Origin of the sequence: Streptomyces sp. NBC_00873 (genome assembly GCF_045207415.1) — a bacterium.
Taxonomy (GTDB): Bacteria; Actinomycetota; Actinomycetes; order Streptomycetales; family Streptomycetaceae; genus Streptomyces.
Window position 1 is genome coordinate 7,026,882 of record NZ_CP108803.1, and the last position, 24,360, is coordinate 7,051,241.

Here is a 24,360-nt window from a genome sequence, read left to right on the forward strand (position 1 = left end):
TCCCTCCTCTGCCCTCCTGGCATCGGGAGGCCGAGGACAAGAACGGCCGCCGGACGGCCCCGGTACCTCCGGTCCCGCTCAGAACCCGTGCCGCGACCCGCCGTCCACCGGCACCATGATCCCCGTCAGATACGACGCCGCCGGCGACAGCAGGAACGCCGCCGTCCGCCCGAACTCCTCCGGCGTACCGTACCGGCGCAACGGAATCCGCGCCTCGGCCGCCGTACGCGAAACCTCGGCGTCGCCGGACAGCGCGTCCAGCTCCCGCACCCGGTCCGTGTCGATCCGGGACGGCAGCACGCCCACCACACGGATGCCCCGTGGGCCGAACTCGTCGGCCAGGGACTTGGCGAACCCGGCCAGTCCCGGACGCAGACCATTCGAAATGGTCAGCCCGGCGATCGGCTCGTGGACCGAGCCGGAGAGCACGAAGCCGATGACCCCGCCCTCGCCGAGCGCCGCGGCCGCCGTGCGCGCCAGCCGTACCGCGCCCAGGAACACCGAGTCGAACGCAGACTGCCACTGCTCGTCCGTGTTGTCGGCGACGAAACCGGGCGCAGGTCCGCCGACGCTGATCAGGATGCCGTCGAGCCGCCCGAACCGCTCATGGGCGCCGTCCACCAGACGCTGCGCCGCGCCGGGCTCCCCGTTGTCGGCGGCCACGCCGACCACGTCCGGTCCCAGTTCGGCAGCGGCCGCCTCCGCCCGCTTCCCGTCCCGCCCGGTGATGATCACCTTCGCGCCGTCCGCCGCCAGCTCCCGCGCGGTGGCATGGCCCAGCCCCCGGGTCGCGCCGGTCACAATGTACACACGGTCCTTCAGCCCAAGATCCATGGGCCCTATCCTGCCGCGTCGGGTTCCAGCATGTCGCACCCGGCCAGGGCAACGGCGGTCCCCACCAGTCCGATGTGGCTGAACGCCTGCGGGAAATTGCCCAGTTGCCGCCGTGCCACGGTGTCGTACTCCTCGGCGAGCAGCCCGACATCGTTGCGCAGCGCGAGGAGCCGCTCGAAGAGTTCCGTGGCTTCCTCGGCGCGCCCGGTCAGGCGCAACGCGTCCGCCAGCCAGAACGAGCATGCCAGGAACGCCCCTTCGCCGCCCGGCAGCCCGTCGATCGAGTTGCCCTCCGTGCTGTAGCGGCGGACCAGCCCGTCGCTGCCCAGCTCCGCCCGGACCGCGTCGACCGTCCCGACGATCCGCGGATCGTCCGGCGGCAGGAAGCCGGTCCGGGCGATCAGCAGCGTCGCGGCGTCCAGCTCCCGGGAGCCGTACGACTGCGTGAAGGTGTTCCGCACCGGGTCGTACCCCTTCTCGCACACCTCCCGGTGCACGGCGTCGCGCATCGCCCGCCACCGGTCGGCGTCCCCGGCCAGCGACGAGTTGGCCTCCAGGGTGCGCACCGCGCGGTCGGCGGCGACCCAGGCCATCACCTTCGAGTGCACGAAGTGGCGGCGCTGGCCGCGGATCTCCCACAGCCCCTCGTCCGGCTCGCGCCAGGTGGACTCCAGGAAGCCGAGCAGGCTGAGCTGCAGGCTCCAGGCGTGCGGTTGGTCGGCCAGGCCCGCCTCGCGCGCCAGCCGGAGCGAGTCCATGACCTCTCCGTACACATCGAGCTGCCGCTGTCGGACCGCCGCGTTGCCGATCCGGACCGGGCTGGAGTTCCCGTATCCGCGCAGCCACGGCAGCTCCGCCTCGGGCAGCCGTCGTTCGCCCGACAGGCCGTACATGATCTGCAGGTCGGCCGGGTCCCCGGCGACGGCGCGCAGCAGCCAGTTCCGCCAGGCGGCGGCCTCCTCGACATAGCCGGCCGAGAGCAGCGCGTTGAGGGCCAGGGTGGAGTCCCGCAGCCAGCAGAAGCGGTAGTCCCAGTTCCGTACGCCGCCGATCTCCTCCGGCAGCGAGGTGGTGGGGGCTGCCACGATGCCGCCGGTCGGAGCGAAGGTGAGTGCCTTGAGGGTGATCAGCGAGCGGATCACGGCCTCCCGGTACGGGCCCCGGTACTTGCAGCGGGCCGACCACTCGGCCCAGTCGGACAGGGTGTTCTTCAGAGCCTCGTGCGGATCGACGAGATCGGGGCGCGGCGAGTGCGAGGGATGCCAGGTCAGTACGAACGCCACCTGCTCGCCCGCGGAGACGGTGAACGACGAGCAGGTGGAGAACTCCTGGCCCCACGTCTTGACCGGCGGCTCGCTGCGCAGCCAGGCCGAGTCGGGTCCGGCGACCGCCACCCGGTGGCCCTGCGAGCGGCGCACCCACGGCACGATGGAACCGAAGTCGAAGCGCAGCCGGATCACGGAGGCCATGTCGACGGTGCCGCTGACCCCCTCGACGATCCGCATGACATCGGGTTCCTGATCGCGCTGCGGCATGAAGTCGATGACCTTGACGGTTCCGGTGCGGGTCTCCCAGAACGTCTCCAGGACGAGGGAGTCGCCCACGTAGCCGCGCCGGGTGCAGGTGTCCGCGCCCTTCGGGGCGATGCGCCAGTGGCCGTTGTCCTCGTCGCCGAGCAGGGCGGCGAAACAGGCGCCCGAGTCGAAGCGGGGCAGACAGAGCCAGTCCACAGAACCGTTCCTGCCGACCAGGGCGGCTGTCTGCAGATCGCCGATGAGGGCGTAGTCCTCGATGCGTGGGGTCACGTTCTGCCGTGTTCCCGCACCAGGGCCCCGCTAAGCAGCCGATGTCCCACAGGCGGCCGCATGCCCGACATCACCGGCTCGTGGGCACGGTGGCGGGCCGTCGCCGGGCAGCTGCTCAGGCAGTTGCGGGCGCGGGCTTCTCCGGCTGTTCCGGTTCCGGATCACCTGCTGCCGCGGCCTTGGCCGCGGCCTCCTCCCGGTCGCGCTTCTCGCGCCGGGCCAGCACCACGTATCCGGCAGGGACACCGGCGGCGAACAGCCACCACTGGACCGCGTACGCCATGTGCGGACCGATGGAGCTGTCGTCCGGCGCCTCGATCAGCTCCGGAACGGCGCCGGACGGTTCGGGGGCGGTCTGCTCGATGTAGCCGCCGAGGACCGGCCGGGAGAGCGCCTTGGCCTGCTGGGCGCTGTTGATCAGCATCACCTGGCGGTCCGGCAGGTCCGACAGGTCCTTGATGCCGCTGGTGCCCGTCGTCTCATCGGCCTTGAGCCGTCCCATGACGGTCACCTCGCCCGTGGGCACGGCCGGGATGTCCGGGAAGGCGCGCTGGTCGTCGGCGGTGGGGATCCAGCCCCGGTTGACCAGGACCGTACCGCCGCCCTTGAGATCGAGCGGGATCAGTACGTGGAAGCCGACGCTGCCGTCGGTGGAGGTCCGGCGGCGCACGACGACCTCGTGCTTCGTGTCGTACGTCCCCGTGGCCGTCACCGCACGCCAGTAGTCGGAGCGCGGGACCGTGTGACCGGGGGAGGTGAGCGCGGCGACCGGAACCGGCTTCGCCTTCAGGTTGTGCGAGATCAGGGAGTTCTGCGCCACCCGGTGCTCATGCCGGTGGAGCTGCCAGAAGCCCAGCTCGACCATCGTGGGAATGAGGACGAGGGCGAGGAGGGCGAGGATCAGCCACTGCCGGGTCAACAGGAAGCGGTACACCCCACGACGGTACAACTGCGTCATGGGGTGCATCGCGGAGGGGGTGGCGGACGGTGTCGCGCGCCCGGGGCTCAGACTTTGTCGATGATGCCCACCTTCCCCTCGGCGCGGGCGCAGTGCCCGCCGCAGAACCAGTGCCCGTCGACCTCGACACCCTGGCCGATGACCTGGACCCGGCAGTGCTCACAGATGGGTGCCATCCGGTGAATGGCGCAGGCGAAGCAGTCGAAGACATGCACCGCCCCCTGCGCGTGCACCTCGAACGACATGCCGTAGTCGTTTCCGCAAACCTCACAACGTGCCATGCGCCACAGGGTGGGACGCGGGGACGCCGGGCGGCGAGCGGCGGACGGGCGAGTCGCCCCCGGTTCACTCCGATGACGGCGTCGGCAGGGCAGGCGTCACGGGCGCCCCGGTCGTCGCCGGCACCGCGGCCACATCCCGCAGCAAGTGGGTGAAGGCGCTCTCGTCCACGATCGGCGTGCCGAACGCCTTGGCCTTCACCGTCTTCGACGTCGCCGCGTCCGGGTCATTGGTGACCAGCAGGCTGGTCAGCCGGGAAACGCTGGTCGCCACATGCAGCCCGGCCTCGACCGCCCGGTCCTCCAGCAGCTCACGGTCGATGGACGTGTCCCCGGAGAACGCCACGCGCATGCCCTGCATGAGCGGTTTGTCCTTGTCGTACCGCCCGGGGTTCGGATACGGGCAGGCGGGCCGCTTGCGGGAAGGGCGCCAGCTGTTCTGGCTGCCGTACGAGGGCTGATAGCCGACCCTCGGGGTCACCGGGGAGTCCGACCACTCGGTCAGCGGGCGGCATTCCAGCAGTGGCAGCCGAACCCCGTCGCGCGCCGCCGCGTGCAGGCTCGGCCGGAACGCCTCGGCCAGCACCCGGGCGTCGTCCAGCGCGTGGTGCGCACGCTGCTGCACGACTCCGAAATGCGCGGCCAGCGACTCCAGCTTGTGGTTGGGCAGCGGCAGCCGCAGCTCCTTGGAGAGCGCGATCGTGCAGAGCCGCTGCTCGACCGGGGCGACGACCGCCGCGCGGGCGTACTCCCGGGCCAGCATCGACCAGTCGAAGGCGGCGTTGTGCGCGACCAGGACCCGGCCCGCGAGACGCTCCGACAGGGCGGCGGCGACCTCCGGGAAGAGCGGGGCTCCCTCCAGGACATCGCTGGTCAGCCCGTGGATCCAGACGGGGCCGGGGTCCCGCTCCGGGTTGACGAGGGTGTACCAGTGGTCCTCGACATCGCCCTGCGCGTCCAGCCGGTAGACGGCAGCGGAGATTATCCGGTCGTCGCGGGCGAGTCCGGTGGTCTCCACGTCGACGACCGCGTACCCCTGCGGGTAGGCGGTCGGCCACGGTGCTGCGGTCTGGCGGTCGTCGAGCATGGTCACAGAGAATACGGGCCGGTACTGACAGTCCCCTATCCGGGAGCCCTCTGTTCGACCGGTCCGGGGCCGCGGCTCCTATGTCCCGCCGGCCGCCAGCAGCCCGTTCACCAGCGCCCGCACGGACGCCGTGAACAGCCGGTCCTGGTCGGCGGGCCCGGCCAGTGCCCGGGCCAGCGCCGGGTCGTGCTCCGCGGTGGCCACGCCCCATGGATCACCCTCACCGGGGGACTGGACGGGGGAGCGTTCCCGGTTGCGTTCGACCAGCAGGAAGCCGACCGTCTGGAACTGCACCGCCCGCACCGCGTCGGCATCCTGCTGCCCGGCACCCCGCCCGGCTGCGGCATCCCGGAGCTGTACTCCCAGGTGTACGACCCGCTCTGGACGGTCTGCGAGGAACTGGACGTACCGGTGAACCACCACGGAGGGTCGGCCTCCCCACCGCTCGGAGACGAACCGGCGGCGCGCGCCGTCTTCATGGTGGAGACGACGTGGTTCTCCCACCGCGCACTGTGGCATCTGATCTTCGGCGGGGCATTCCGCCGCCACCCCGGGCTGAAACTGGTCCTCACCGAACAGGGCTCCGGCTGGATCCCGGGCGTCGTCGAGATGCTCGACTACTACCACGGCCGCCTGGTCGCGGCGGCCGGCCGGGCAGCGACCGCCGAGTCCAAGTTCGGTGCGGGGCTTGCCGCTTCGATGGGAGCGACCCCCGGCGAGGTCTGGCGCGACAACTGCTTCGTCGGCGCCAGCTTCATGCGTCCCCACGAGGTGCCGCTGCGCGACCGGATCGGCCTCGACAAGATCATGTGGGGCAGCGACTACCCGCACGACGAGGGCACCGCCCCCTACTCACGGGAGGGCCTGCGGATCGCGTACGCCGGACTCCCGTCCGACGAGATCGCGGCGATGGTCGGCGGCAACGCGGCCCGCGTCTACGGCTTCGACCTGGCCGCCCTCGACCGTATCGCCTCGACCGTCGGCCCGACGGTCGAGGAGATCGCCGAGCCCCTGACGGAGGTCCCGGCCGACGCGACCAGCCCGGCCTTCGCACCGGGCGGGTCGGTCCGCGTCCGGTGACGGGGCGGAGTGAGACCATCCCCGGGTGACGGATACCCGGGCGCATGACGAGCCCCACGGCAACGGCCTGGGCGCGCGGCTGAACTGGCTGCGCGCCGCGGTCCTCGGCGCCAACGACGGCGTGGTCTCCACCGCGGGCCTCGTCGTCGGTGTCGCCGGAGCCACCGACGACCGCGGCGTCCTGCTGACAGCGGGCCTGGCCGGGCTGCTGGCCGGTTCGATGTCGATGGCGGCGGGCGAATACGTATCGGTCTCCACCCAGCGCGACTCGGAACAGGCTGCACTGGCCACGGAGAAACGGGAGCTGAAGGAGACCCCGGAGGCGGAACTCGTGGAACTGACCGGCCTGTTGGAGGGCAAGGGCCTCAGCCGTGAAGTCGCCCGCGAGGCCGCCCTCCAGCTCACCGACCGCGACGCGCTGCGCGCCCACGCGGAGGTCGAGCTGGGCATCAACCCGGACGCCCTGACAAACCCCTGGCACGCGGCGGGCGCCAGCTTCCTGGCGTTCACGGTGGGCGCCCTGCTGCCCCTGCTGGCGATCGTGCTGCCGCCGTCGTCCGTACGCCTGATCGTCACGGTCCTGGCGGTCCTGGCCGCGCTGGCGCTCACGGGGTGGTGGAGCGCACGGCTGGGCGACGCGATGGTGGGGCGCGCGATACTGCGGAACATGGGCGGGGGAGCGGTGGCGATGGCGGTGACCTATGGGGCGGGGGCGTTGCTGGGGGCGGTGGGGGTCTAGGACCTCTCGTGTGGAGGGCTGGACCATGCTGACCGCACCGGCACGGGCGACCCGACGCCTGCGGAGCCGTCGGCGAGCGCGCTGTCGGAGCTGTTCCGAGGCGGCTCGGCTCTGCCCGACGGCCCACCGTTCGGCTCCCCGGAACCGAGGCCGAGCCCGCTCCGCGGGGGCAACTCGGTTGCGAAGGGGCAGGTCACCTGGGCGAAGATGCCGCATGAGCAGAGAGACGGACGAGGTACGCGAAGCCATCGCGGGCGAGCTGCGGCTGATGGACCCCGACGTGCGCACGTCACGGTCGCAGGCCCGGCAGCTGCTGGATCCGGACTTCGTGGAGGTCGGCGCCTCGGGCCGGCGGTGGACGTATGAGGACATGCTGGCCGAGCTGCCCGAGCTGGACGGTGCGGCAGAGGACGGCCCGCGCTTCGAGCCCTCGGACATGACCGGTGTCCTGCTGGCCCCCGGGCTGGTGCACCTCACCTACGAGACCGTGATCGGTGGAAACCGGGCACGACGGAGCTCCCTCTGGCGCAGGCGGAGTGCGAGCGCGACATGGCAGATGTACTACCACCAGGCCACACCGATCCCGCCCGAGGGCACATGAGCGGAATCGTGCGACGGTCTTGTTGGCAGAAGGTGCCAAAGGTTGCTGACATCGCGTCTCGCATACTTGTTGGTAACAACGTCTGGTCCCGGGCCGATTGGTAGCTCTACGGTGCTCGCATGGAGCCGAACCTGCCCGATGTCGTCCTGTGGTCCATACCGGCCTTCGTCCTGCTCACCGTTGTCGAAATGGTCAGCCACCGCATCCACCCCGACGAGGACGCCGCCGGGTACGAGACCAAGGACGCCGTCACCAGCGTCACCATGGGGCTCGGCAGCCTCGTCGTCGACCTGCTGTGGAAAGTGCCCATCGTGGCGGTCTACACCGCGGTCTACGAGCTGACCCCGCTCCACGTCCCCGTCCTGTGGTGGACGGTCCTGCTGATGCTGCTCGCGCAGGACTTCCTCTACTACTGGTCCCACCGCGGCCACCACGTCATCCGGATCCTCTGGGCCTGCCATGTGGTCCACCACTCCAGCCGGAAGTTCAACCTCACCACCGCGCTGCGCCAGCCCTGGACCTCGCTGACCGTCTGGCCGTTCTATGTGCCGCTCGTCGCGTGCGGGGTCCATCCGGCGGCGCTGGCGTTCTGCTCCTCGGCCAATCTCGTCTACCAGTTCTGGGTCCACACCGAACGGATCGACAAGCTGCCCCGGCCCTTCGAGTACGTACTGAACACGCCCTCCCACCACCGAGTGCACCACGCGTCCCAGGGCGGCTATCTCGACCGGAACTTCGGCGGCATCCTGATCCTGTGGGACCGCATCTTCGGTTCCTTCACCGCCGAGACCGAGCGGCCGGTCTACGGGCTCACCAAGAACATCGCCACCCACAACCCGTTGCGCGTCGCGACCCACGAGTACGCCGCGATCGCCCGGGACGTACGGGCGGCGGGCAGCTGGCGCGAGCGGGCCGGACGAGTCTTCCGCGGGCCGGGGTGGCAGCCGGCGTCCACGGTATCCGCCACCGCCGTCCCCGCACCCGGGCGCACCGGATGAGCGCCGCCACGGTCGCTGATCCGCGGGCGCGCCTCGTACGCCCCCTGCTCATCGCCTTCCTCGTCGCCTCCGCCGTCGATCTCTTCGGTGTCCTCGCCGATGCCGGCATCGCCCACCTCGTCGCCAAGCCGCTGCTCATGCCGCTGCTCGCCGGGTACGCCGCCGCCCGCCGCGGCCCCCGGCCCCTGATCGCCGCGCTGCTCTTCGGCTGGGGCGGCGACACACTCCTGCTGCCGGACGCCGACGCCGCCTTCCTCATCGGCATGGGCTCCTTCGCCGCAGGTCATGTCTGCTATCTGTGGCTCTTCGGGCGCGCCCGGAGTTCCGTGCTGCTCGGCGTCGCGTACGCGGTCGTCCTGGCCGGCTTCCTCGTCCTGCTCTGGGGCGGGCTGCCCGCCGACCTGAGGATCCCGATGGCCGGGTACAGCCTGCTGCTCACCGCGATGGCCTACCGGTCCAGCACCTTCGGCCGGTACGCGGCCGTCGGCGGGGCGCTCTTCCTGCTCTCCGACGCGCTGATCGCCACCGGCATCGCCGACCTGCCCCAGCTGCCGGCCCCCGACTTCTGGATCATGCTCACCTACATCGCGGCGCAGTTCCTGCTGACCGTCGGAGTGCTTGCACCGGGTGCGAAAAGGGACGTTGTCGCCCCTGGGGCGTACGGTGAGCGGAGTATCAGCGTCTGAGATCAGCAAGGACCCCCACGCATGCGCGCCACCGTCATCCACGCCCCCCACGACATACACGTGCAGGAGGTGCCGGACCCGACGATCCAGCAGCCCACCGATGTGGTGCTGCGGGTCCTGCGGGCCTGTATCTGCGGCAGCGACCTGTGGGCGTACCGCGGCGAGTCCGCCCGGCAGCCCGGCCAGCGGATCGGCCACGAGTTCCTCGGGATCGTCGAGGAGGCGGGCTCGGAGGTCGCTGGATTCGCGGTCGGCGACCTGGTCGTCGCCCCCTTCGTCTGGTCCGACGGCACCTGCGAGTACTGCGCCGAAGGCCTGATGACGTCCTGCCCGCAGGGCGGCTTCTGGGGCTCGGTCGGCTCCGACGGCGGCCAGGGCGAGGCGGTGCGCGTGCCGTTCGCCGACGGCACGCTGGTCAGGCTCCCGGCCGCCGCCGCGTCCGACGACCGGCTGCTCACGGCGCTCCTGGCCCTGTCCGACGTGCTCGGTACCGGCCACCACGCAGCCGTCGGCGCGGGCGTGAAGCCCGGCTGCACGGTCGCGGTCGTCGGTGACGGGGCGGTCGGCCTGTGCGGCGTCATGGCCGCCAAGCGGCTCGGCGCCGAGCGGATCATCGCGCTGGGCCGCCACCAGGCGCGTACGGACATCGCCCGCGGCTTCGGCGCCACGGACGTCGTCGCCGAGCGCGGCGAGGCGGCCGTCGCGGCCGTACGGGAACTGACCGGCGGCGCGGGCGCGCATGCCGTGATCGAGGCCGTCGGCACCGAGCAGTCGATGCGTACGGCGGTCGGGATCACCCGCGACGGCGGCTCGATCGGCTACGTCGGCGTGCCGCACGGCAGCGGCACCGGGCTGGACCTCGGCGTCATGTTCGACCGGAACATCGCCCTGCGCGGTGGCGTCGCCCCCGTGCGTGCGTACATTCCGGAACTGCTCCCCGACGTCCTGGCCGGCACGATCGACCCGTCGCCCGTCTTCGACCTCACCATCGGCCTCGACGAGGTCCCCGCCGGCTACCGGGCGATGGACGAGCGTACGGCGCTGAAGGTCCTCATCAAGCCGTAGCGGACCCCGGCAGTGAACGGTGCGGGCCCGGCGCACGAGAGGTGTCCGCCGGGCCCGTCCCGGTCAGTGGGTGCCGCTGGTGGCAGCCGCGGTGACACTCCACACCGGGGAATCCGCGCCCAGCCGGCCCGGCGGGCGCGACCAGTTGGCCGGGCCGCCCGCGAAGGACACCGGCGGCAGGGCGTACCGCAGGCGTCCCATCTCGCTGTCCGTGGTGCCGAGGTACTTCTCGGGGTCGTACGTCTCCGCGGCGCCCTCGGCCGGCTGCTCCGACAGGCCCTTGCACAACCAGTACGCCGTCTGCCCGAGCGCCAGTCGCAGCAGCCGCGAGCCGCCGTCGTCGTGCTGCTCGGACAGTGCCCGCAGCACCCCCGCCGCCAGCAGATAGCCGGTGCCGTGGTCGAGGGCCTGCGCGGGCAGCGCGCCCGGCGCCCCGGCCTCCCCCTCCACGGCCGCGATCCCGGTGGCCACCTGCACCAGGCTGTCGAAGCCGCGCCGCTCGTGCCACGGCCCGTACCGGCCCCACGCGGACACCTGCGCGAGGACCAGACCGGGACGGCGTACGGCGAGCGCCTCCGGAGTCAGGCCGTACGCCTCCAGCGCACCCGGCCGGTATCCGGTGACCAGCACATCGGCGTCGGCGAGGAGCTCCTCGAACGTCGCCCGCCCGGCCCGGTCGCGCAGGTCCAGGCTGACCGACCGCTTGCCGAAGCCCGTGTCGTTGTGGGCGTCCTGACTCTCCGGCAGCTGCGGCGCGTCGATCCGCAGCACGTCCGCGCCCAGCAGTGCCAGCGTGCGGGCGGCGACCGGACCGGCGAGGACCCTGGTCAGGTCCAGGACCCGGAGCCCGGCGGCGGGCAGCAGCGGCGACCCCGGCAGCGGGGAGATGCGGCGCGGCGCCACCGGTCCCGGCCCCTCGGTCCGTTCGAGCGTGAGCAGCGGGCGTGCGGCGATCGCGGCGCCCTGCTCGTGCGCCGCCCACTCCTCGGGGGTGCGCAGCGCGACGGCCAGACCGCCCGCGGCGTACACCGTCTCCTCGATCTCCACCGACCGGCGCTCGGCGAGCACGGCCGCCACCGTGTCCACCCCGGTGTCGTCGGTCAGACCGAGCGCGGTGAGCAACCGGGCGCGGTGGTGCGGGTAGTTGGCGTGGGTGCGGACCCAGCCGTCGGCCGTCCGCCAGAACCGGGACAGCGGGGCGAACGTCGTCGGCGCGCGCCCGTCGATCCGCAGATGCCGCTCGCTGAGGAACGCCGTGCCCACCGCCCCGTCGTCGACCCAGACCCGCGGTACGGGACCGGCGCCGCCCGGTGTGCGGCGCGCCGCGAGTTCGGCGGCGGCCAGCGAACAGACCGCGACAGTGGAGCGGGCCAGCTCCAGGACGGGCAGCCGCGCGGGCAGCGCACCGGTGGGTCCGCCGAAGCCGATACGGCCGAGAAGCGCGGGGTCACCGCCGAGAGCGGCCCAGGCCTGCTCCGTACCGGAGCTCTGTATGCGTGTCATGTCCGCACTATGGCACTGAGTGCCACCTGATGGAAGGAAGGGCCGCCGGCTACCGGGCGATGGACGAGCGTACGGCGCTGAAGGTGCTCGTCGAGCCGTGACACCATGACGACGGGGCCGGACGGGAAGTGCTTCCCGTCCGGCCCCGGTTGCGCAGAGGTGCGGAGCCGACTACTTGACGGCGTTCAGGGCGTTGACGATGCCGTGGCCGTAGTAGCCGTTGACCTTGCTGTCGCCCTTGCAGGTCGTCGCGTCGATCAGCTGGCCGGCCGAGTTGTAGACCTTGGACGGGCAACCCGGGTTGACGGCCTGGGCCTTCAGCAGCTCCTGCAGCTGTGCAGGCGTGGCCTTCGGGTGCGTGCTCTTCAGCAGGGCCGCGACGCCCGCGACATGCGGGGTGGCCATCGAGGTGCCCTGCTTGTAGCCGTACTGGCCGTTCACGACCGTCGAGAGCACACGGCCGTTGGCGTCCGGGGTGGCCGGGATCTGCCACCTGTCGCCGCCCGGGGCGGACACGTCGGCGACGCCCAGACCGAAGCTGGAGTAGTACGACTTGAAGCCCTGCGTGCCGGTCGCGGACACCGTGACGACGCCCGGCAGCTGGGTCGGGATGTCGAAGCACTTGTGGGGGTCGATGGTGCGCGTCCCCGAAGGGGAGTCGTTCGGGCTGGAGGTGTCGACGATGCTGTCGGAGTTCAGGTCGTAGTTCTCGTTGCCCGCCGCGGCGACATTGAGGACGCCCTTGCGCTCGGCGTACTTCGTGGCGCGGGTGAGGGCGTCGAGCAGAGCCTTCTGGTCCGGGTCGTCCTGGCAGTTGAAGTACCAGGGGTCGACGTAGTAGCTGTTGTTGGTCACCTCGATGCCGTGCTCGGCGGCCCAGACGAAGCCACAGACGACCGCCTCGGTGTAGAAGAAGCCAATGCCGGGCTCGCTGACCTTGATGCCGGCCACCTTGACACCGGGGGCGACACCGGTGACGCCGATGCCGTTGCGGGCGGCGGCGATCGTACCGGCGACGTGCGTGCCGTGGTCGCTTTCACCGGCCTGTGGACGCCAGGCGCCGTCCGTCGTGTCCGCCACGCCGCCGACGCAGCTGGCCGACTGCTCCCTGGAGAAGTTCGCCTTGAGGTCGACGTGGGTGTCGTCGACACCGGTGTCGATCACGCCGACGGTGACCGAGGGGCTGCCATCGTTGATCTTGCTGGCCTCGTCGGCCTGGATGGCGCGCATGTCCCACTGGTTGGGCTCCAGCGGCTCCTGGCCCGGGCCCGCGGCCGCGGCGGCCTTCGCGGCCTCCTCGGCGGTCAGCAACTCGGTGCTGCCCTCCTCGGTCGTGGCGACGGACTTGAGCGGGGCGGTGCGGGTGGCACCGGCCGACTCGACACCCGGGGTGTTGCGAATGGTCTTCGCGAAGTCGGGGTTCGAGGAGTGGACGACGATCACGCCTATACGGTCGTACGACGTCACGATCGTCCCGCCGGCCTCGGCTATCGCTAGGCGCACCACACCCGTGCTGTGCACGGGGGTGGTGTTGACGACGTACGACAGCTTCGGGCCGTCCGTCGAGACCGCCGCCGTGGGCAGTCCGTCCGACGGGGCGGCGGATGCGGCACTCATCGGCAAGAAGCCGAGCGAGGCAGTGAGGGCCAATCCGACGGGCAGCGTCAGTGCGCGGGTCCGCCTGGATCCCAGATGCGCCATGGGGTCTCCACATCATCCGTGTCAGCCGGCCGGACACGAGGTGTGTCCGGACGTGTGCATGAACGGTGAAGCTATCGCTGATCATCCTGCACATCAATGAATTGACGACATTCAGTTCGAAGTGCGCCGCCGATCGGGCGAAGCGGAGGAGCAGCAACGCGCGGTGAACCGCTTCGCCGCGCCCCACGTGCCGTTGTCAGGGGAGTCGCACCACCAACCCCCCGACATCGAGGTTCTGTTGTGAAACCCACCACCCCCACCACCGCACCCGCGTCGCGAGGAGAATCCGTGGCTACCGATGCATCGCCGCCCAAGGCCGGTCCGGACACCGGCCCTGCCCAGCCCACGACAGAACGGTTCGTCGAGGTCCAGGAGAGCCCGGAGTTCGCCGAACTGCGCCACGCGCACCGTTCGTTCGCCTTCCCGCTGACCATCGCGTTCGTGCTCTGGTACCTGCTCTACGTGCTGCTGTCGAACTACGCCGGCGGCTTCATGGGCACCAAGGTGTACAGCAACATCAACGTGGCCTTCGTCTTCGGTCTCGCCCAGTTCGTCACCACCTTCCTCATCGCCTGGTTCTACGCGCGGCACGCCGCGACGAAGCTCGACCCGAAGGCCGAGGCCATCAAGTCCCGTATGGAGGCCGACGCATGAGCGCCGCGTACCACTCGCACCCCGCGATCCAGCTCGCCGCCTCGTCCACCGCCGAGCACCGGCCGCTGATCATCACGCTGTTCGCGGTCTTCGTCGCCGCGACCCTGGGCATCACCGTCTGGGCCGGACGGCAGACCAGGAGCGCCTCCGACTTCTATGCGGGCGGCCGCCAGTTCACCGCCTTCCAGAACGGGCTCGCGGTCTCCGGCGACTACATGTCCGCCGCCTCGTTCCTCGGTATCGCCGGTGCCATCGCCCTCTTCGGCTACGACGGCTTCCTCTACTCGATCGGCTTCCTCGTCGCCTGGCTGGTGGCCCTGCTGCTGGTCGCGGAACCGCTGCGCAACTCCGGCCGCTACACGATGGGTGACGTCCTCGCCTACCGGATGCGGCAGCGTCCGGTCCGTACCGCCGCGGGCGTCTCCACCATCGTCGTCTCGATCTTCTACCTGCTGGCGCAGATGGCGGGCGCGGGCGTGCTCGTCTCGCTGCTCCTCGGCATCACCAGCGACGCCGGAAAGATCCTCATCGTCGCCCTGGTCGGCGTCCTGATGATCGTGTACGTCACCATCGGCGGCATGAAGGGCACCACCTGGGTGCAGATGGTCAAGGCCGTCCTGCTCATCGCCGGTGCCCTCCTGATGACCTTCCTGGTGCTGCTCAAGTTCGACTTCAACATCTCCGACCTGCTGGGCACAGCCGCCGAGAAGAGCGGCCACGGAGCGGCGTTCCTGGAGCCCGGCCTCAAGTACGGCGCCACCGGCACCTCGAAGCTGGACTTCCTCTCCCTCGGCATCGCCCTGGTCCTCGGCACCGCCGGACTCCCGCACATCCTGATCCGCTTCTACACCGTCCCGACGGCCAAGGCCGCCCGTAAGTCGGTGAACTGGGCGATCGGCATCATCGGCGCCTTCTACCTGATGACGATCGCGCTCGGATTCGGCGCCGCGGCGCTCATCGGCCCGGACGAGATCAGGGCGAAGAACCCGGCCGGCAACGCCGCGGCTCCGCAGCTCGCCGAATACCTCGGCGGGGTCGGCACGACGGGCGGAGCGGTGCTGCTCGCCGTGATCTCGGCCGTCGCCTTCGCCACGATCCTCGCCGTCGTCGCGGGTCTGACCCTCGCCTCCTCGTCCTCCTTCGCCCACGACATCTACGCCAACGTCATCCGCAAGGGGAAGGCCACCGAGAAGGAGGAGATGCGGGCCGCCCGCTGGGCCACCGTCCTCATCGGCGCGGTCGCGATCATCCTCGGCGCCTTCGCCCGCGACATGAACGTCGCCGGCCTGGTGGCTCTCGCCTTCGCGGTCGCCGCCTCCGCCAACCTCCCGACCCTCCTCTACAGCCTCTTCTGGAAGCGGTTCACCACCCAGGGCGCCCTCTGGTCGATCTACGGCGGTCTGACGAGCGCGGTGATCCTGGTGCTGTTCTCACCGGTCGTCTCCGGCAACGCGAAGACATCGATGTTCAAGGGCGTCGACTTCGCCTGGTTCCCGCTGGAGAACCCGGGCCTGATCTCCATCCCGCTGGGCTTCCTGCTCGGCTGGCTCGGCTCCCTCCTCTCGAAGGAGGAGCCGGACAAGGGCAAGTACGCCGAGCTGGAGGTCAAGTCCCTCACCGGCGTCGGCGCCCACTGACGAGAAGGAATGAGAAGTTCGAGCCACGCACCACGCTGTTCCCGCGGCCGCGTCGTAGAGTCCTACGACGCGGCCGCGCCGCACCTCGGAGCAATCGGGCCACCTGCGTGTCGCAGGTCTCGCGTAGTCTCGAAGGAGTCAGATCCGCAACCGGGATCCACCGGGGGAGGGGGCCCATCATGCTCATCGACACCTACGGCCGGGTCGCCACCGACCTGCGTGTCTCGCTGACCGACCGCTGCAACCTGCGGTGCACCTACTGCATGCCCGAAGAGGGACTGCAGTGGCTGGCCAAGCCGGACCTGCTGAGCGACGACGAGATCGTCCGGCTCGTCCGAATCGCCGTGACCCAGCTGGGGATCACGGAAGTCCGCTTCACCGGCGGCGAACCGCTGCTGCGCCCCGGCCTCGTCTCCATCGTCGAGCAGTGCGCGGCGCTGACCCCCCGCCCCAAGATGTCCCTGACCACCAACGGCATCGGGCTGAAGCGCACGGCAGCCGCCCTCAGGGCCGCCGGACTGGACCGGGTCAACGTCTCCCTGGACACCCTGCGCCCCGACGTCTTCAAGACCCTCACCCGCCGCGACCGCCACCACGACGTGCTGGCAGGCCTCGAAGCCGCCCACGGCGCAGGCCTCACCCCGGTCAAGGTCAACACCGTGCTGATGCCGGGGCTCAACGAGGACGAGGCACCCGACCTGCTCGCCTGGGCCGTGGAGCACGGATACGAGCTCCGCTTCATCGAGCAGATGCCGCTCGACGCCCAGCACGGCTGGAAGCGCGACGGCATGATCACGGCAGACGACATCCTCGCCTCGCTGCGCACCCGCTTCGCCCTCACCGCCGAGGGCGAGGACGAGCGCGGCTCCGCCCCCGCCGAGCGCTGGCTCGTCGACGGCGGACCCCACCGGGTCGGCGTCATCGCCTCCGTCACCCGCCCGTTCTGCCAGGCCTGCGACCGCACCCGGCTCACCGCGGACGGCCAGGTGCGGACCTGCCTGTTCGCCCGCGAGGAGACCGATCTGCGCGGCGCGCTGCGGTCCGAGGCCCCGGACGAGGAGATCGCCCGGATCTGGCGTCTCGCGATGTGGGGAAAAAAGGCCGGATCCGGTCTGGACGACCCGTCGTTCCTGCAGCCCGACCGCCCGATGTCGGCGATCGGCGGCTAGCCCCGCCCAGCCCCGCCGCAGCGGTGAACGGGCCTCAGAGCCCCTCGGCCGAGGACTCCCACTCCGCCAGCGTCACGACATCCTTCAGGAAACCCCGAACCCCCAGGAACGAGGAGAGATGCTCCCGGTGCTCGTCGCAGGCCAGCCAGGTCTTACGGCGCTCGGGAGTGTGCAGCTTCGGATTGTTCCAGGCCAGCACCCATACGGCGGCCGTACGGCAGCCCTTGGCGGAACAGATCGGTGCGGTGGCGGCGCTCTCGGCGGCATGTTCGGGGGAGTTCACGGACTCAACCCTAGGGCCCTGCGAGAGCCGGAGAAAAAACGACGCCGAGCAGCCACGGGGGGAGCTGCCCGGCGTCGGTCTGTCGCTCCGACGGGGGATGCGGAGCGCGTAGGCAGTATGTCACGCGGACCGGGGTGCGGTGCACCTGAACTACATGATTGATCTGATGCTTTTTTTGAGGCTTCGGGTGTGCCGTGCGCTCAACTGTGCTCTTGCGGTTCCGCTCCACCGCGGGCCCGGTCGGCCGCCGGTCCGGATTCCGCGGGACCGGCCACCGGGGCGGCGTCGAGCATCGGCCGCGCGGGCGGCGAAACGAAGGTCGAGGGCAGCGAAGGGGGCGTTTCCCGGCCCGCGTTGGCGATGACGACGGCGACGTACGGAAGCAGCGCACCCAGGGCGAGCGCCACGATGGCCACAGGTTTCTCGATGTTCCACAGCACTGCGGCCAGGATCACCGAGACCGTCCGTACGGACATCGAGATCACATAACGGCGCTGCCTGCCGCGCACATCGTCCGCGAGGCTCTGCCGCGCTCCCGTGATCCGGAAGACCTCCGCCCCGCTCTGCTTCCACATCACGTCCACCACCCTTCCCCGGGCTCTCCGCGAGCCGCTCCCACGGTACGCCCGGCATCCGACGGGTTCGAGACCGGGGCACGCCGTATCCATGCATAACCACACCCCCGTGGCACGGACGGACCCGTCCGACATGCGGAGTACCGCCGATGGGCCGAGACTGGGCGCACATGCGCGACAGCGCGCCGCATGAGGAGGCGACATGGGCTGGCTATGGGCAATCATCGTGGGTCTGGTCCTCGGTCTGATCGCCAAGGCGATCCTGCCGGGCAAACAGAACATCCCGCTCTGGCTGACGACCATTTTCGGCATCATCGGCAGCGTCCTCGGCAATTCCGTCGCGACCTGGATCGGCGTCAATGACACCCCGGGCATCGACTGGACGCGCCACCTGCTGCAGCTGATCGGCGCCGTGGTCGTCGTCGGTGTCGGCGACATGCTCTGGACGTCGATGCGCGGCACCAGACAGAAGGCCTGATCCGGCACCTGTACAGCGCACCGCGGCCGGGCACGCATGGCGCGTGCCCGGCCGCAGTGCGTGTTCGTTTCCGGTCAGCCGGCGATGACCTTGATGGCCGCGAGGTTCTTCTTGCCCCGGCGCAGCACCAGCCAGCGCCCGTGCAGCAGTTCCTCACGGGCCGGTGCGGCCTCGCCGTCCGTGACCTTGACGTTGTTCACGTAGGCCCCGCCCTCCTTGACCGTGCGGCGGGCCCCCGACTTGCTCGGCGCCAGGCCGGCCTCCACCAGGAGGTCGACCAGCGGGCCGAGCTCGGTGACCTGCGCGTGGGGCACCTCGGAGAGCGCGGCGCTCAGCGTCGCCTCGTCCAGCTCGCCCAGCTCACCCTGGCCGAAGAGCGCCTTCGACGCCGCGACGACCGCCGCGCACTGCTCGGCGCCGTGCACCAGCGTCGTCAGCTCCTCCGCCAGCGCGCGCTGCGCCGTCCGGGCCTGCGGGCGCTCCTGGGTGAGCTGCTCCAGCTCCTCCAGCTCGGTCATGGTCTTGAAGCTGAGGATCCGCATGTACGGCGAGATGTCCCGGTCGTCCACGTTCAGCCAGAACTGGTAGAACGCGTACGGCGTCGTCATCTCCGGGTCCAGCCAGACGGCCCCGCTCTCGGACTTGCCGAACTTGGTCCCGTCCGCCTTCACCATCAGCGGGGTGGCCAGCGCGTGCACCTCGGCGCCCGGCTCCAGGCGGTGGATCAAGTCGATGCCCGCGGTGAGGTTGCCCCACTGGTCGCTGCCGCCCTGCTGCAGCGTGCAGCCGTACCGCCGGTACAGCTCCAGGAAGTCCATGCCCTGCAGCAGCTGGTAGCTGAACTCCGTGTAGCTGATGCCCTCCTGGGACTCCAGCCGACGGGCGACCGAGTCCTTGGTGAGCATCTTGTTGACCCGGAAGTGCTTGCCGATGTCCCGCAGGAACTCGATCGCGGACATGCCCGCGGTCCAGTCCAGGTTGTTCACCATGACCGCGGCGTTCGCACCCTCGAAGGAGAGGAACGGCTCGATCTGGGACCGCAGCCGCGTCACCCAGTTCGCGACCGTCTCCGGGTCGTTCAGCGTGCGCTCCGCCGTCGGCCGCGGGTCACCGATCTGGCCGGTGGCCCCGCCCACCAGGGCGAGCGGCCGGTGCCCGGCCTGCTGCAGCCGGCGCATGGTGAGCACCTGCACCAGGTGGCCGACGTGCAGGCTCGCCGCGGTGGGGTCGTAGCCGCAATAGAACGTGACGGGACCGTCCGCGAGCGCCTTACGCAATGCGTCCTCGTCAGTGGACTGGGCGAACAGCCCGCGCCACTTCAGCTCGTCGACGATGTCCGTCACGGTCGTTTCTCTCCTTGCACGGTTCCGATTGATTCCGCGGTCAGTCTATGGCGGTCATACGCCGAGGCTGACCGAGCTCATATTGAAGTCCGGGATCCGCAGCGCCGGCATCGCGGCCCGGGTGAACCAGTCGCCCCACTCGCGCGGCAGCGTCTTCTCGGTGCGGCCGGCCTCGGACGCCCGGGAGAGCAGGTCGACGGGCGACTCGTTGAACCGGAAGTTGTTCACCTCGCCGACCACCTCGCCGTCCTCCACGAGATACACCCCGTCGCGGGTCAGCCCGGTCAGCAGCAGCGTCGCCGGGTCGACCTCCCGGATGTACCAGAGGCAGGTCAGCAGCAGCGCGCGGCCGGTCGTCGCCGCGACCATCTCGTCCAGCGACCGCTCACCGCCGCCGTCGAGTACCAGGTTGTCGATCGCGGGGGCGACCGGCAGCCCGGTCAGCTCCGCCGTGTGCCGGGTGGTGGTCAGACGGTCCAGCCGGCCGTCGCGGATCCAGTCGGTCCTCGACAGCGGCAGACCATTGTCGAAGACCGAGGCCCCGTCGCCGGACGCATGGGCGATCACGAACGGCGCCGACTCGAGCCCCGGCGCGTTCGGGTCGCTGCGCAGCGTGAGCGGCAGCTCGGACAGCTTCTCGCCGAGCCGGGTGCCGCCGCCCGGCTTCGAGAAGACCGTCCGGCCCTCGGCGGCGTCCCGGGCCGTCGACGACCACAGCTGATAGATCAGCAGATCGGCCACGGCGGTCGGCGGCAGCAGCGTCTCGTACCGCCCGGCGGGCAGCTCGATACGGCGCTCCGCCCAGCCGAGCCGCTGTGCCAGCTCCGCGTCCAGCTCGGCCGGGTCGACATCCTTGAAGTCCCGGGTGGCCCGGCCCGCCCACGCGGAACGCGACCGGTCGGGCGACTTGGCGTTCAGCTCCAGCGTGCCGTTCGGCTGGTCGTGGCGCAGCCGCAGCCCCGTCGATGTGCCCAGATACGTCGAGGTCAGCTGGTGGTGCGCGAAGCCGTACAGCTCGCGCCCGCCGGCCCGGGCGCGGGCGAAGGCGTCACCGAGTGCCGGGGCGAACTCCGCGAACACGTCGGAACCCGTCTCGGCCGGCGCGTCCGTGAAATCGGGAGACGACGGCACACCGGTGATCAGCGGCTGCGCGTCCTCGGCCGGACCTGCGCCACGGGCGGCGGCCTCGGCGGCCCGCACCAGCGGCTCCAGGTCCTCGGCGGTGACGGCGGACCGCGACACGACTCCGGAAGCGGCCCCCTCGGCGCCGTCGACGGTCGCGATGACGGTCAGGGTCCGCCCCCGCGTCACCCCGTTCGTGGTGAGCGCGTTGCCCGCCCAGCGCAGATTGGCGGAGGACTCCTCGTCGGCGATGACGACACAGCCGTCGGCGGTGGACAGTTCGAGCGCGCGCTCGACGATCTCGTACGGCTTGCTGACGCGGCTCATCGGCCCGCCTCCTGCGTCGTGTTGAGGATGTTCACGCCTCGGAAGAGGGCGGAGGGGCAGCCGTGCGAGACGGCCGCGACCTGGCCCGGCTGGGCCTTGCCGCAGTTGAAGGCGCCGCCCAGGACGTACGTCTGCGGGCCGCCGACCTTCTCCATCGAGCCCCAGAAGTCCGTCGTCGTCGCCTGGTACGCGACGTCGCGCAGCTGTCCGGCCAGCTTGCCGTTCTCGATGCGGAAGAACCGCTGCGCGGTGAACTGGAAGTTGTAGCGCTGCTGGTCGATCGACCAGGACCGGTCGCCGACCACATAGATGCCGCGCTCCACCCCGCCGATCAGATCCTCGGTGGACAGGCCGCCCGGGTCCGGCTGCAGCGACACGTTCGCCATCCGCTGCACGGGGACATGGCTCGGCGAGTCCGCGTACGCGCACCCGTTGGACCGGCCGAGACCCGTCAGCTTCGCGATCCGCCGGTCCAGCTGGTAGCCGACCAGCGTCCCGTCCTTGATCAGGTCCCAGGACTGGCCCTCGACACCCTCGTCGTCGTACCCGATGGTCGCGAGTCCGTGCTCGGCGGTCCGGTCGCCCGTCACATTCATCACCGGGGAGCCGTACGCCAGCTTGCCCAGCTGGTCGAAGGTGGCGAACGAGGTACCGGCGTACGCCGCCTCGTACCCCAGCGCCCGGTCCAGCTCGGTGGCATGCCCGATCGACTCATGGATCGTCAGCCAGAGGTTCGACGGGTCGACCACCAGGTCGTACGTCCCCGCCTCGACGCTCGGAGCCCGCATCTTCTCCGCGAGCAGCCCCGGGATCCGCTCCAGCTCGGAGTCCCAGTCCCAGCCGGTTCCGGTGAGGTACTCCCAGCCGCGCCCCACCGGAGGGGCGATGGTCCGCATCGAGTCGAACTCACCCGTCGTTCCGTCCACGGCGACCGCGGTGAACTGCGGGTGCAGCCGGACCCGCTGCTGGGTGGTGACGGTGCCCGCCGTGTCCGCGTAGAACTTGTTCTCGTGGACGGTCATCAGCGAGGCGTCCACATGCGCGACGCCCTCGGCGCCCAGGAGCCGGCTGCTCCACTCGGCGAGCAGCCCCGCCTTCTCCTCGTCCGGTACGGAGAACGGGTCGATCTCGTACGCCGAGACCCAGGTCCGCTCACCGTGCACCGGCTCGTCCGCCAGCTCCACGCGCTCGTCCGAGCCCGCCGTCGCGATCACCTTCGCCGAGAGCTTTGCCATGGCGACCGCCTGGGACGCCACCTTCGCCGCGGCGTCCATGGTCAGATCCACCCCGGACGCGAACCCCCACGCCCCGCCGTGCACCACCCGCACCGCGTACCCGAGGTCGGTGGTGTCCGAGGTCCCGGAGGGCCGGGCGTCCCGCAGCCGCCAGGACGCGCTGCGCACCCGCTCGAACCGGAAGTCCGCATGTGTGGCGCCCAGCGCGCGGGCCCGGGCGAGCGCCGCGTCGGCGAGGGCCCGTAGCGGCAGGGCCAGAAACCCCTGATCGATGGCATGGGCCATGTGCGGCCTCCCCTTTTCGCTCACGTCGTTGAATCCACCAGACGGAAGTGAAGCACGGCCGTACGCCTCTCGCCCGGAGAATTCGGCGTGGGTGCGAAACGAGGATTCCTCGCAGGTTCGGAACACTCGTGACTGGGCACGGAGTTCGGCCACGTCACTCGAACGGCTTCCGGCAGCCTCGAGCCTTCCGAAGCAGCGAGAGCGATAGCAGGTCAGGAGCACATGCGGTGTGTCGCACTCTCCGGACCCCGGACTGGCGAGGCTCGCGCGGCAGTCCAGAAACTTCGGTTTTCTGCTACCCCGTATGCCCCTGCTCGTGGCGTATGGATCGGCCGCGGAATACTCACCGATGCCGGCTGGGAAGTGCAGGACGCCGGTGCAGGCCAGAACCTGTACGTCCAGGGGGACCGGCGCGGGAGCGGCGTCGCCGCCCGCGAGGTGACTACGGCACACGGCCGTGCCGGTCGGATATCCCCTTGAACCAGTGAAGACGTAGACGAACGGGCGGGTGCCGAACGGCTCCCGTGCCCGCCCGTGAACATCAACACGCGAGCCGGATCCACCCTATGGGTGGGGCCGGGCCGAAGTTGATTAAGCATGCTTCCCTGAGTGGTTCATTCGGGACCAACTGGCCTCCGAATGGCCCTCGTCGCTGGGAGGTGTCCGCTTTCTGGGAAACTGAACTAACCCTTCGCTCAGAGCTCGTCCGCCATGATGCCGCCGAGGAACGCGGCCCACTCCGAGCCAGTAAAGCGTAGGGGTGCGCGACTGAGGTTCTTCGAGTCGCGCACGGCCGTGCCGCCACCGGGAAGCTGCGCGACCTCGACGCAGTTGCCCTCCCCGCCGCTGGCGGATGCCTTGCGCCAGGCAACCGCGGAGAGGTCGTGCGCGTACAGCGCCGCTTTGCGATCGTCGTTCACTTACGGTGTCTCTCTTCCATCTGGGCAATCAGCATCAGCGAGTCGTCCATCGGCAGCGCTGCCGCGACGATGCGCTCGAACGCGTCGGCGAAAGTTCGGACTTCACCGACGCCCTCAACGTAGGACGACCCGATGAGATTCTCCAGCAGAACGACATCAGGCATTGGGCCAGGAAAGCCGACGAGACTGAAGCCGCCGATGGTGCCTGGGTGAGGCGTGGCATTGAGTGGCATCACTTGGAGCGTCACGTGAGGCATCTCCGACACGTCAAGCAACCTGCGCAGTTGCTCGCGCATAGTAGTCGGCCGTGCGGCGAACCGCTGGTGGAGCACGGCCTCATGGATGATCGCCCAGAGCTTCAGCGATCCTGAGGGGCGTGTGAGTACAGCCTGACGGGCCTGGCGGACCTCCGCGAGTGCTGCGACCTCCTCGGGCCCACGCGTGATTGCGTTCGCGGCGATGGTCTCCCGCGCGTACGCGGCAGTTTGAAGGAGTCCGGGGATGAGGAGCGGGGCGAATTCACGCACGCTCTCGGCATCGGATTCGAGTGAGATGTAGTCCGCGTACGTGGGCGACACGATGCTGCTGTACGTCTGCCACCAGCCTTGTTTGCGAGCGTCCTTGGCGAGCCCCTCCAGGGCCGCGACCACTTCCCGGTCCTCGATCCCGTACACCCTGAGCAACTCGGCAACTTCGGTCGGCCGGACATGACCGTTGGCCGTCTCGATCCGCGACAGCTTGGGGCCGAGCCACCCGAGCGCTTCGGCTGCCGAGTCAAGGGTGAGGCCGGCTGCGTTTCGGTACCTGCGGAGAGCTTCGCCGAGTCGGCGCCGTCGAACAGTTGGAATTGGTCGCGCGTTTGGCATGCCCAGAGTCTGACAGTGCCGCCTAAGCAAGTCGACGAGACAGGCCATCGAGCAATCAAATCGGGTGACAAACTTGCGAGTCGATTGCATGGATTGTTGTTCCTACGCTCAAGTTGGCTCGACAAGGTGTG

At 70.3% G+C, this 24,360-nt stretch carries 24 protein-coding genes and 1 pseudogene; 10 read left to right on the plus strand and 15 right to left on the minus strand.

Annotation, left to right across the window (positions count from 1 at the left end):
• Positions 1-78 precede the first annotated feature (78 nt).
• The 6 genes from OH809_RS32425 to OH809_RS32450 form a co-directional block, all read right to left on the minus strand.
• Positions 79-834, minus strand: coding sequence for an SDR family oxidoreductase (locus OH809_RS32425; RefSeq protein WP_406418237.1), 756 nt, complete (start codon positions 832-834; stop codon positions 79-81).
• Between the two features lie 5 nt (positions 835-839).
• The gene (locus OH809_RS32430; protein WP_406418235.1) at positions 840-2,639 is read right to left on the minus strand and encodes a glycoside hydrolase family 15 protein; all 1,800 of its coding nucleotides are present in this window, start codon (positions 2,637-2,639) and stop codon (positions 840-842) included.
• 115 nt (positions 2,640-2,754) lie between these two features.
• Positions 2,755-3,573, minus strand: coding sequence for an SURF1 family protein (locus tag OH809_RS32435; RefSeq protein WP_406424855.1), 819 nt, complete (start codon positions 3,571-3,573; stop codon positions 2,755-2,757).
• 71 nt (positions 3,574-3,644) lie between these two features.
• Positions 3,645-3,878: a hypothetical protein gene (locus OH809_RS32440; RefSeq protein ID WP_384949146.1), complete on the minus strand. Its 234-nt coding sequence runs from the start codon at positions 3,876-3,878 to the stop codon at positions 3,645-3,647.
• 64 nt (positions 3,879-3,942) lie between these two features.
• Entirely contained in the window at positions 3,943-4,968 is a 1,026-nt protein-coding gene (locus tag OH809_RS32445) for a DEDDh family exonuclease (RefSeq protein ID WP_406418233.1), read from the minus strand.
• Between the two features lie 72 nt (positions 4,969-5,040).
• Entirely contained in the window at positions 5,041-5,166 is a 126-nt protein-coding gene (locus OH809_RS32450; RefSeq protein ID WP_406418231.1) for a hypothetical protein, read from the minus strand.
• Positions 5,167-5,271: 105 nt separating this feature from the next.
• Here OH809_RS32450 and OH809_RS32455 point away from each other — a divergent pair.
• From OH809_RS32455 to OH809_RS32480, 6 genes and pseudogenes are all read left to right on the plus strand, one after another.
• Positions 5,272-6,042: pseudogene (locus OH809_RS32455) on the plus strand (amidohydrolase family protein); the annotation flags it as partial.
• 25 nt (positions 6,043-6,067) lie between these two features.
• Positions 6,068-6,781 (plus strand): VIT family protein, encoded by a 714-nt coding sequence (locus OH809_RS32460; protein ID WP_406418229.1) that lies wholly within the window; start codon positions 6,068-6,070, stop codon positions 6,779-6,781.
• A gap of 214 nt (positions 6,782-6,995) precedes the next feature.
• Positions 6,996-7,382 (plus strand): DUF4440 domain-containing protein, encoded by a 387-nt coding sequence (locus OH809_RS32465; RefSeq protein ID WP_406418227.1) that lies wholly within the window; start codon positions 6,996-6,998, stop codon positions 7,380-7,382.
• 119 nt (positions 7,383-7,501) lie between these two features.
• Positions 7,502-8,380, plus strand: a complete 879-nt coding sequence (locus OH809_RS32470) for a sterol desaturase family protein (protein ID WP_406418225.1) — start codon at positions 7,502-7,504, stop codon at positions 8,378-8,380.
• On the plus strand, positions 8,377-9,066 hold the full coding sequence (locus OH809_RS32475) for a lysoplasmalogenase (RefSeq protein ID WP_406418223.1): 690 nt from the start codon (positions 8,377-8,379) through the stop codon (positions 9,064-9,066). Before OH809_RS32470 ends, OH809_RS32475 begins: the two co-directional genes overlap by 4 nt.
• Positions 9,067-9,087: 21 nt before the next feature.
• Positions 9,088-10,131 (plus strand): zinc-dependent alcohol dehydrogenase family protein, encoded by a 1,044-nt coding sequence (locus tag OH809_RS32480; protein ID WP_406418221.1) that lies wholly within the window; start codon positions 9,088-9,090, stop codon positions 10,129-10,131.
• A gap of 63 nt (positions 10,132-10,194) precedes the next feature.
• On the opposite strand, the gene OH809_RS32485 is transcribed toward OH809_RS32480, so the two are convergent.
• Both OH809_RS32485 and OH809_RS32490 read right to left on the minus strand, forming a co-directional pair.
• Complete coding sequence (locus tag OH809_RS32485) at positions 10,195-11,634, minus strand: CoA transferase (RefSeq protein WP_406418219.1); 1,440 nt, start codon at positions 11,632-11,634, stop codon at positions 10,195-10,197.
• A gap of 171 nt (positions 11,635-11,805) precedes the next feature.
• Positions 11,806-13,335, minus strand: coding sequence for a S8 family peptidase (locus OH809_RS32490; protein WP_406418217.1), 1,530 nt, complete (start codon positions 13,333-13,335; stop codon positions 11,806-11,808).
• A gap of 288 nt (positions 13,336-13,623) precedes the next feature.
• Here OH809_RS32490 and OH809_RS32495 point away from each other — a divergent pair, with 288 nt between their 5' ends.
• From OH809_RS32495 to moaA, 3 genes are all read left to right on the plus strand, one after another.
• The gene (locus OH809_RS32495) at positions 13,624-13,989 is read left to right on the plus strand and encodes a DUF485 domain-containing protein (protein ID WP_393303414.1); all 366 of its coding nucleotides are present in this window, start codon (positions 13,624-13,626) and stop codon (positions 13,987-13,989) included.
• Entirely contained in the window at positions 13,986-15,626 is a 1,641-nt protein-coding gene (locus OH809_RS32500; protein WP_406418215.1) for a cation acetate symporter, read from the plus strand. The genes OH809_RS32495 and OH809_RS32500 overlap by 4 nt, the downstream gene beginning before the upstream one ends.
• Positions 15,627-15,805: 179 nt before the next feature.
• A complete protein-coding gene (gene moaA / locus OH809_RS32505) occupies positions 15,806-16,795 on the plus strand; it encodes a GTP 3',8-cyclase MoaA (protein ID WP_406418213.1) in 990 nt (329 codons plus the stop codon).
• 34 nt (positions 16,796-16,829) lie between these two features.
• Here the strand turns inward: moaA and OH809_RS32510 are convergent, their stop codons facing one another.
• Both OH809_RS32510 and OH809_RS32515 read right to left on the minus strand, forming a co-directional pair.
• Positions 16,830-17,078: a hypothetical protein gene (locus OH809_RS32510; RefSeq protein ID WP_406418211.1), complete on the minus strand. Its 249-nt coding sequence runs from the start codon at positions 17,076-17,078 to the stop codon at positions 16,830-16,832.
• A gap of 200 nt (positions 17,079-17,278) precedes the next feature.
• On the minus strand, positions 17,279-17,653 hold the full coding sequence (locus tag OH809_RS32515) for a DUF3099 domain-containing protein (RefSeq protein ID WP_406424853.1): 375 nt from the start codon (positions 17,651-17,653) through the stop codon (positions 17,279-17,281).
• 202 nt (positions 17,654-17,855) lie between these two features.
• Here OH809_RS32515 and OH809_RS32520 point away from each other — a divergent pair, with 202 nt between their 5' ends.
• The gene (locus tag OH809_RS32520; RefSeq protein ID WP_406515991.1) at positions 17,856-18,131 is read left to right on the plus strand and encodes a GlsB/YeaQ/YmgE family stress response membrane protein; all 276 of its coding nucleotides are present in this window, start codon (positions 17,856-17,858) and stop codon (positions 18,129-18,131) included.
• A gap of 74 nt (positions 18,132-18,205) precedes the next feature.
• Here the strand turns inward: OH809_RS32520 and tyrS are convergent, their stop codons facing one another.
• From tyrS to OH809_RS32545, 5 genes are all read right to left on the minus strand, one after another.
• Positions 18,206-19,474, minus strand: a complete 1,269-nt coding sequence (tyrS, locus tag OH809_RS32525; protein WP_406418208.1) for a tyrosine--tRNA ligase — start codon at positions 19,472-19,474, stop codon at positions 18,206-18,208.
• 54 nt (positions 19,475-19,528) lie between these two features.
• Positions 19,529-20,923 (minus strand): metallopeptidase TldD-related protein, encoded by a 1,395-nt coding sequence (locus tag OH809_RS32530; RefSeq protein WP_406418206.1) that lies wholly within the window; start codon positions 20,921-20,923, stop codon positions 19,529-19,531.
• On the minus strand, positions 20,920-22,443 hold the full coding sequence (locus tag OH809_RS32535; protein ID WP_406418204.1) for a TldD/PmbA family protein: 1,524 nt from the start codon (positions 22,441-22,443) through the stop codon (positions 20,920-20,922). The genes OH809_RS32530 and OH809_RS32535 overlap by 4 nt, the downstream gene beginning before the upstream one ends.
• Before the next feature lie 695 nt (positions 22,444-23,138).
• Positions 23,139-23,363, minus strand: a complete 225-nt coding sequence (locus tag OH809_RS32540; RefSeq protein ID WP_406418203.1) for a DUF397 domain-containing protein — start codon at positions 23,361-23,363, stop codon at positions 23,139-23,141.
• On the minus strand, positions 23,360-24,229 hold the full coding sequence (locus OH809_RS32545) for a helix-turn-helix domain-containing protein (protein WP_406424851.1): 870 nt from the start codon (positions 24,227-24,229) through the stop codon (positions 23,360-23,362). Before OH809_RS32545 ends, OH809_RS32540 begins: the two co-directional genes overlap by 4 nt.
• Positions 24,230-24,360: the final 131 nt, after the last annotated feature.

Bases quoted from the DNA above. Each gene is read 5' to 3' on its own strand.
- OH809_RS32425 (WP_406418237.1), bottom strand. From the start codon at position 834: ATGGATCTTGGGCTGAAGGACCGTGTGTACATTGTGACCGGCGCGACC.
- OH809_RS32440 (WP_384949146.1), bottom strand. From the start codon at position 3,878: ATGGCACGTTGTGAGGTTTGCGGAAACGACTACGGCATGTCGTTCGAG.
- OH809_RS32465 (WP_406418227.1), top strand. From the start codon at position 6,996: ATGAGCAGAGAGACGGACGAGGTACGCGAAGCCATCGCGGGCGAGCTG.
- OH809_RS32470 (WP_406418225.1), top strand. From the start codon at position 7,502: ATGGAGCCGAACCTGCCCGATGTCGTCCTGTGGTCCATACCGGCCTTC.
- OH809_RS32475 (WP_406418223.1), top strand. From the start codon at position 8,377: ATGAGCGCCGCCACGGTCGCTGATCCGCGGGCGCGCCTCGTACGCCCC.
- OH809_RS32480 (WP_406418221.1), top strand. From the start codon at position 9,088: ATGCGCGCCACCGTCATCCACGCCCCCCACGACATACACGTGCAGGAG.
- OH809_RS32485 (WP_406418219.1), bottom strand. From the start codon at position 11,634: ATGACACGCATACAGAGCTCCGGTACGGAGCAGGCCTGGGCCGCTCTC.
- OH809_RS32490 (WP_406418217.1), bottom strand. From the start codon at position 13,335: ATGGCGCATCTGGGATCCAGGCGGACCCGCGCACTGACGCTGCCCGTC.
- OH809_RS32500 (WP_406418215.1), top strand. From the start codon at position 13,986: ATGAGCGCCGCGTACCACTCGCACCCCGCGATCCAGCTCGCCGCCTCG.
- moaA (WP_406418213.1), top strand. From the start codon at position 15,806: ATGCTCATCGACACCTACGGCCGGGTCGCCACCGACCTGCGTGTCTCG.
- OH809_RS32515 (WP_406424853.1), bottom strand. From the start codon at position 17,653: ATGTGGAAGCAGAGCGGGGCGGAGGTCTTCCGGATCACGGGAGCGCGG.
- OH809_RS32520 (WP_406515991.1), top strand. From the start codon at position 17,856: ATGGGCTGGCTATGGGCAATCATCGTGGGTCTGGTCCTCGGTCTGATC.
- OH809_RS32530 (WP_406418206.1), bottom strand. From the start codon at position 20,923: ATGAGCCGCGTCAGCAAGCCGTACGAGATCGTCGAGCGCGCGCTCGAA.
- OH809_RS32535 (WP_406418204.1), bottom strand. From the start codon at position 22,443: ATGGCCCATGCCATCGATCAGGGGTTTCTGGCCCTGCCGCTACGGGCC.
- OH809_RS32545 (WP_406424851.1), bottom strand. From the start codon at position 24,229: ATGCCAAACGCGCGACCAATTCCAACTGTTCGACGGCGCCGACTCGGC.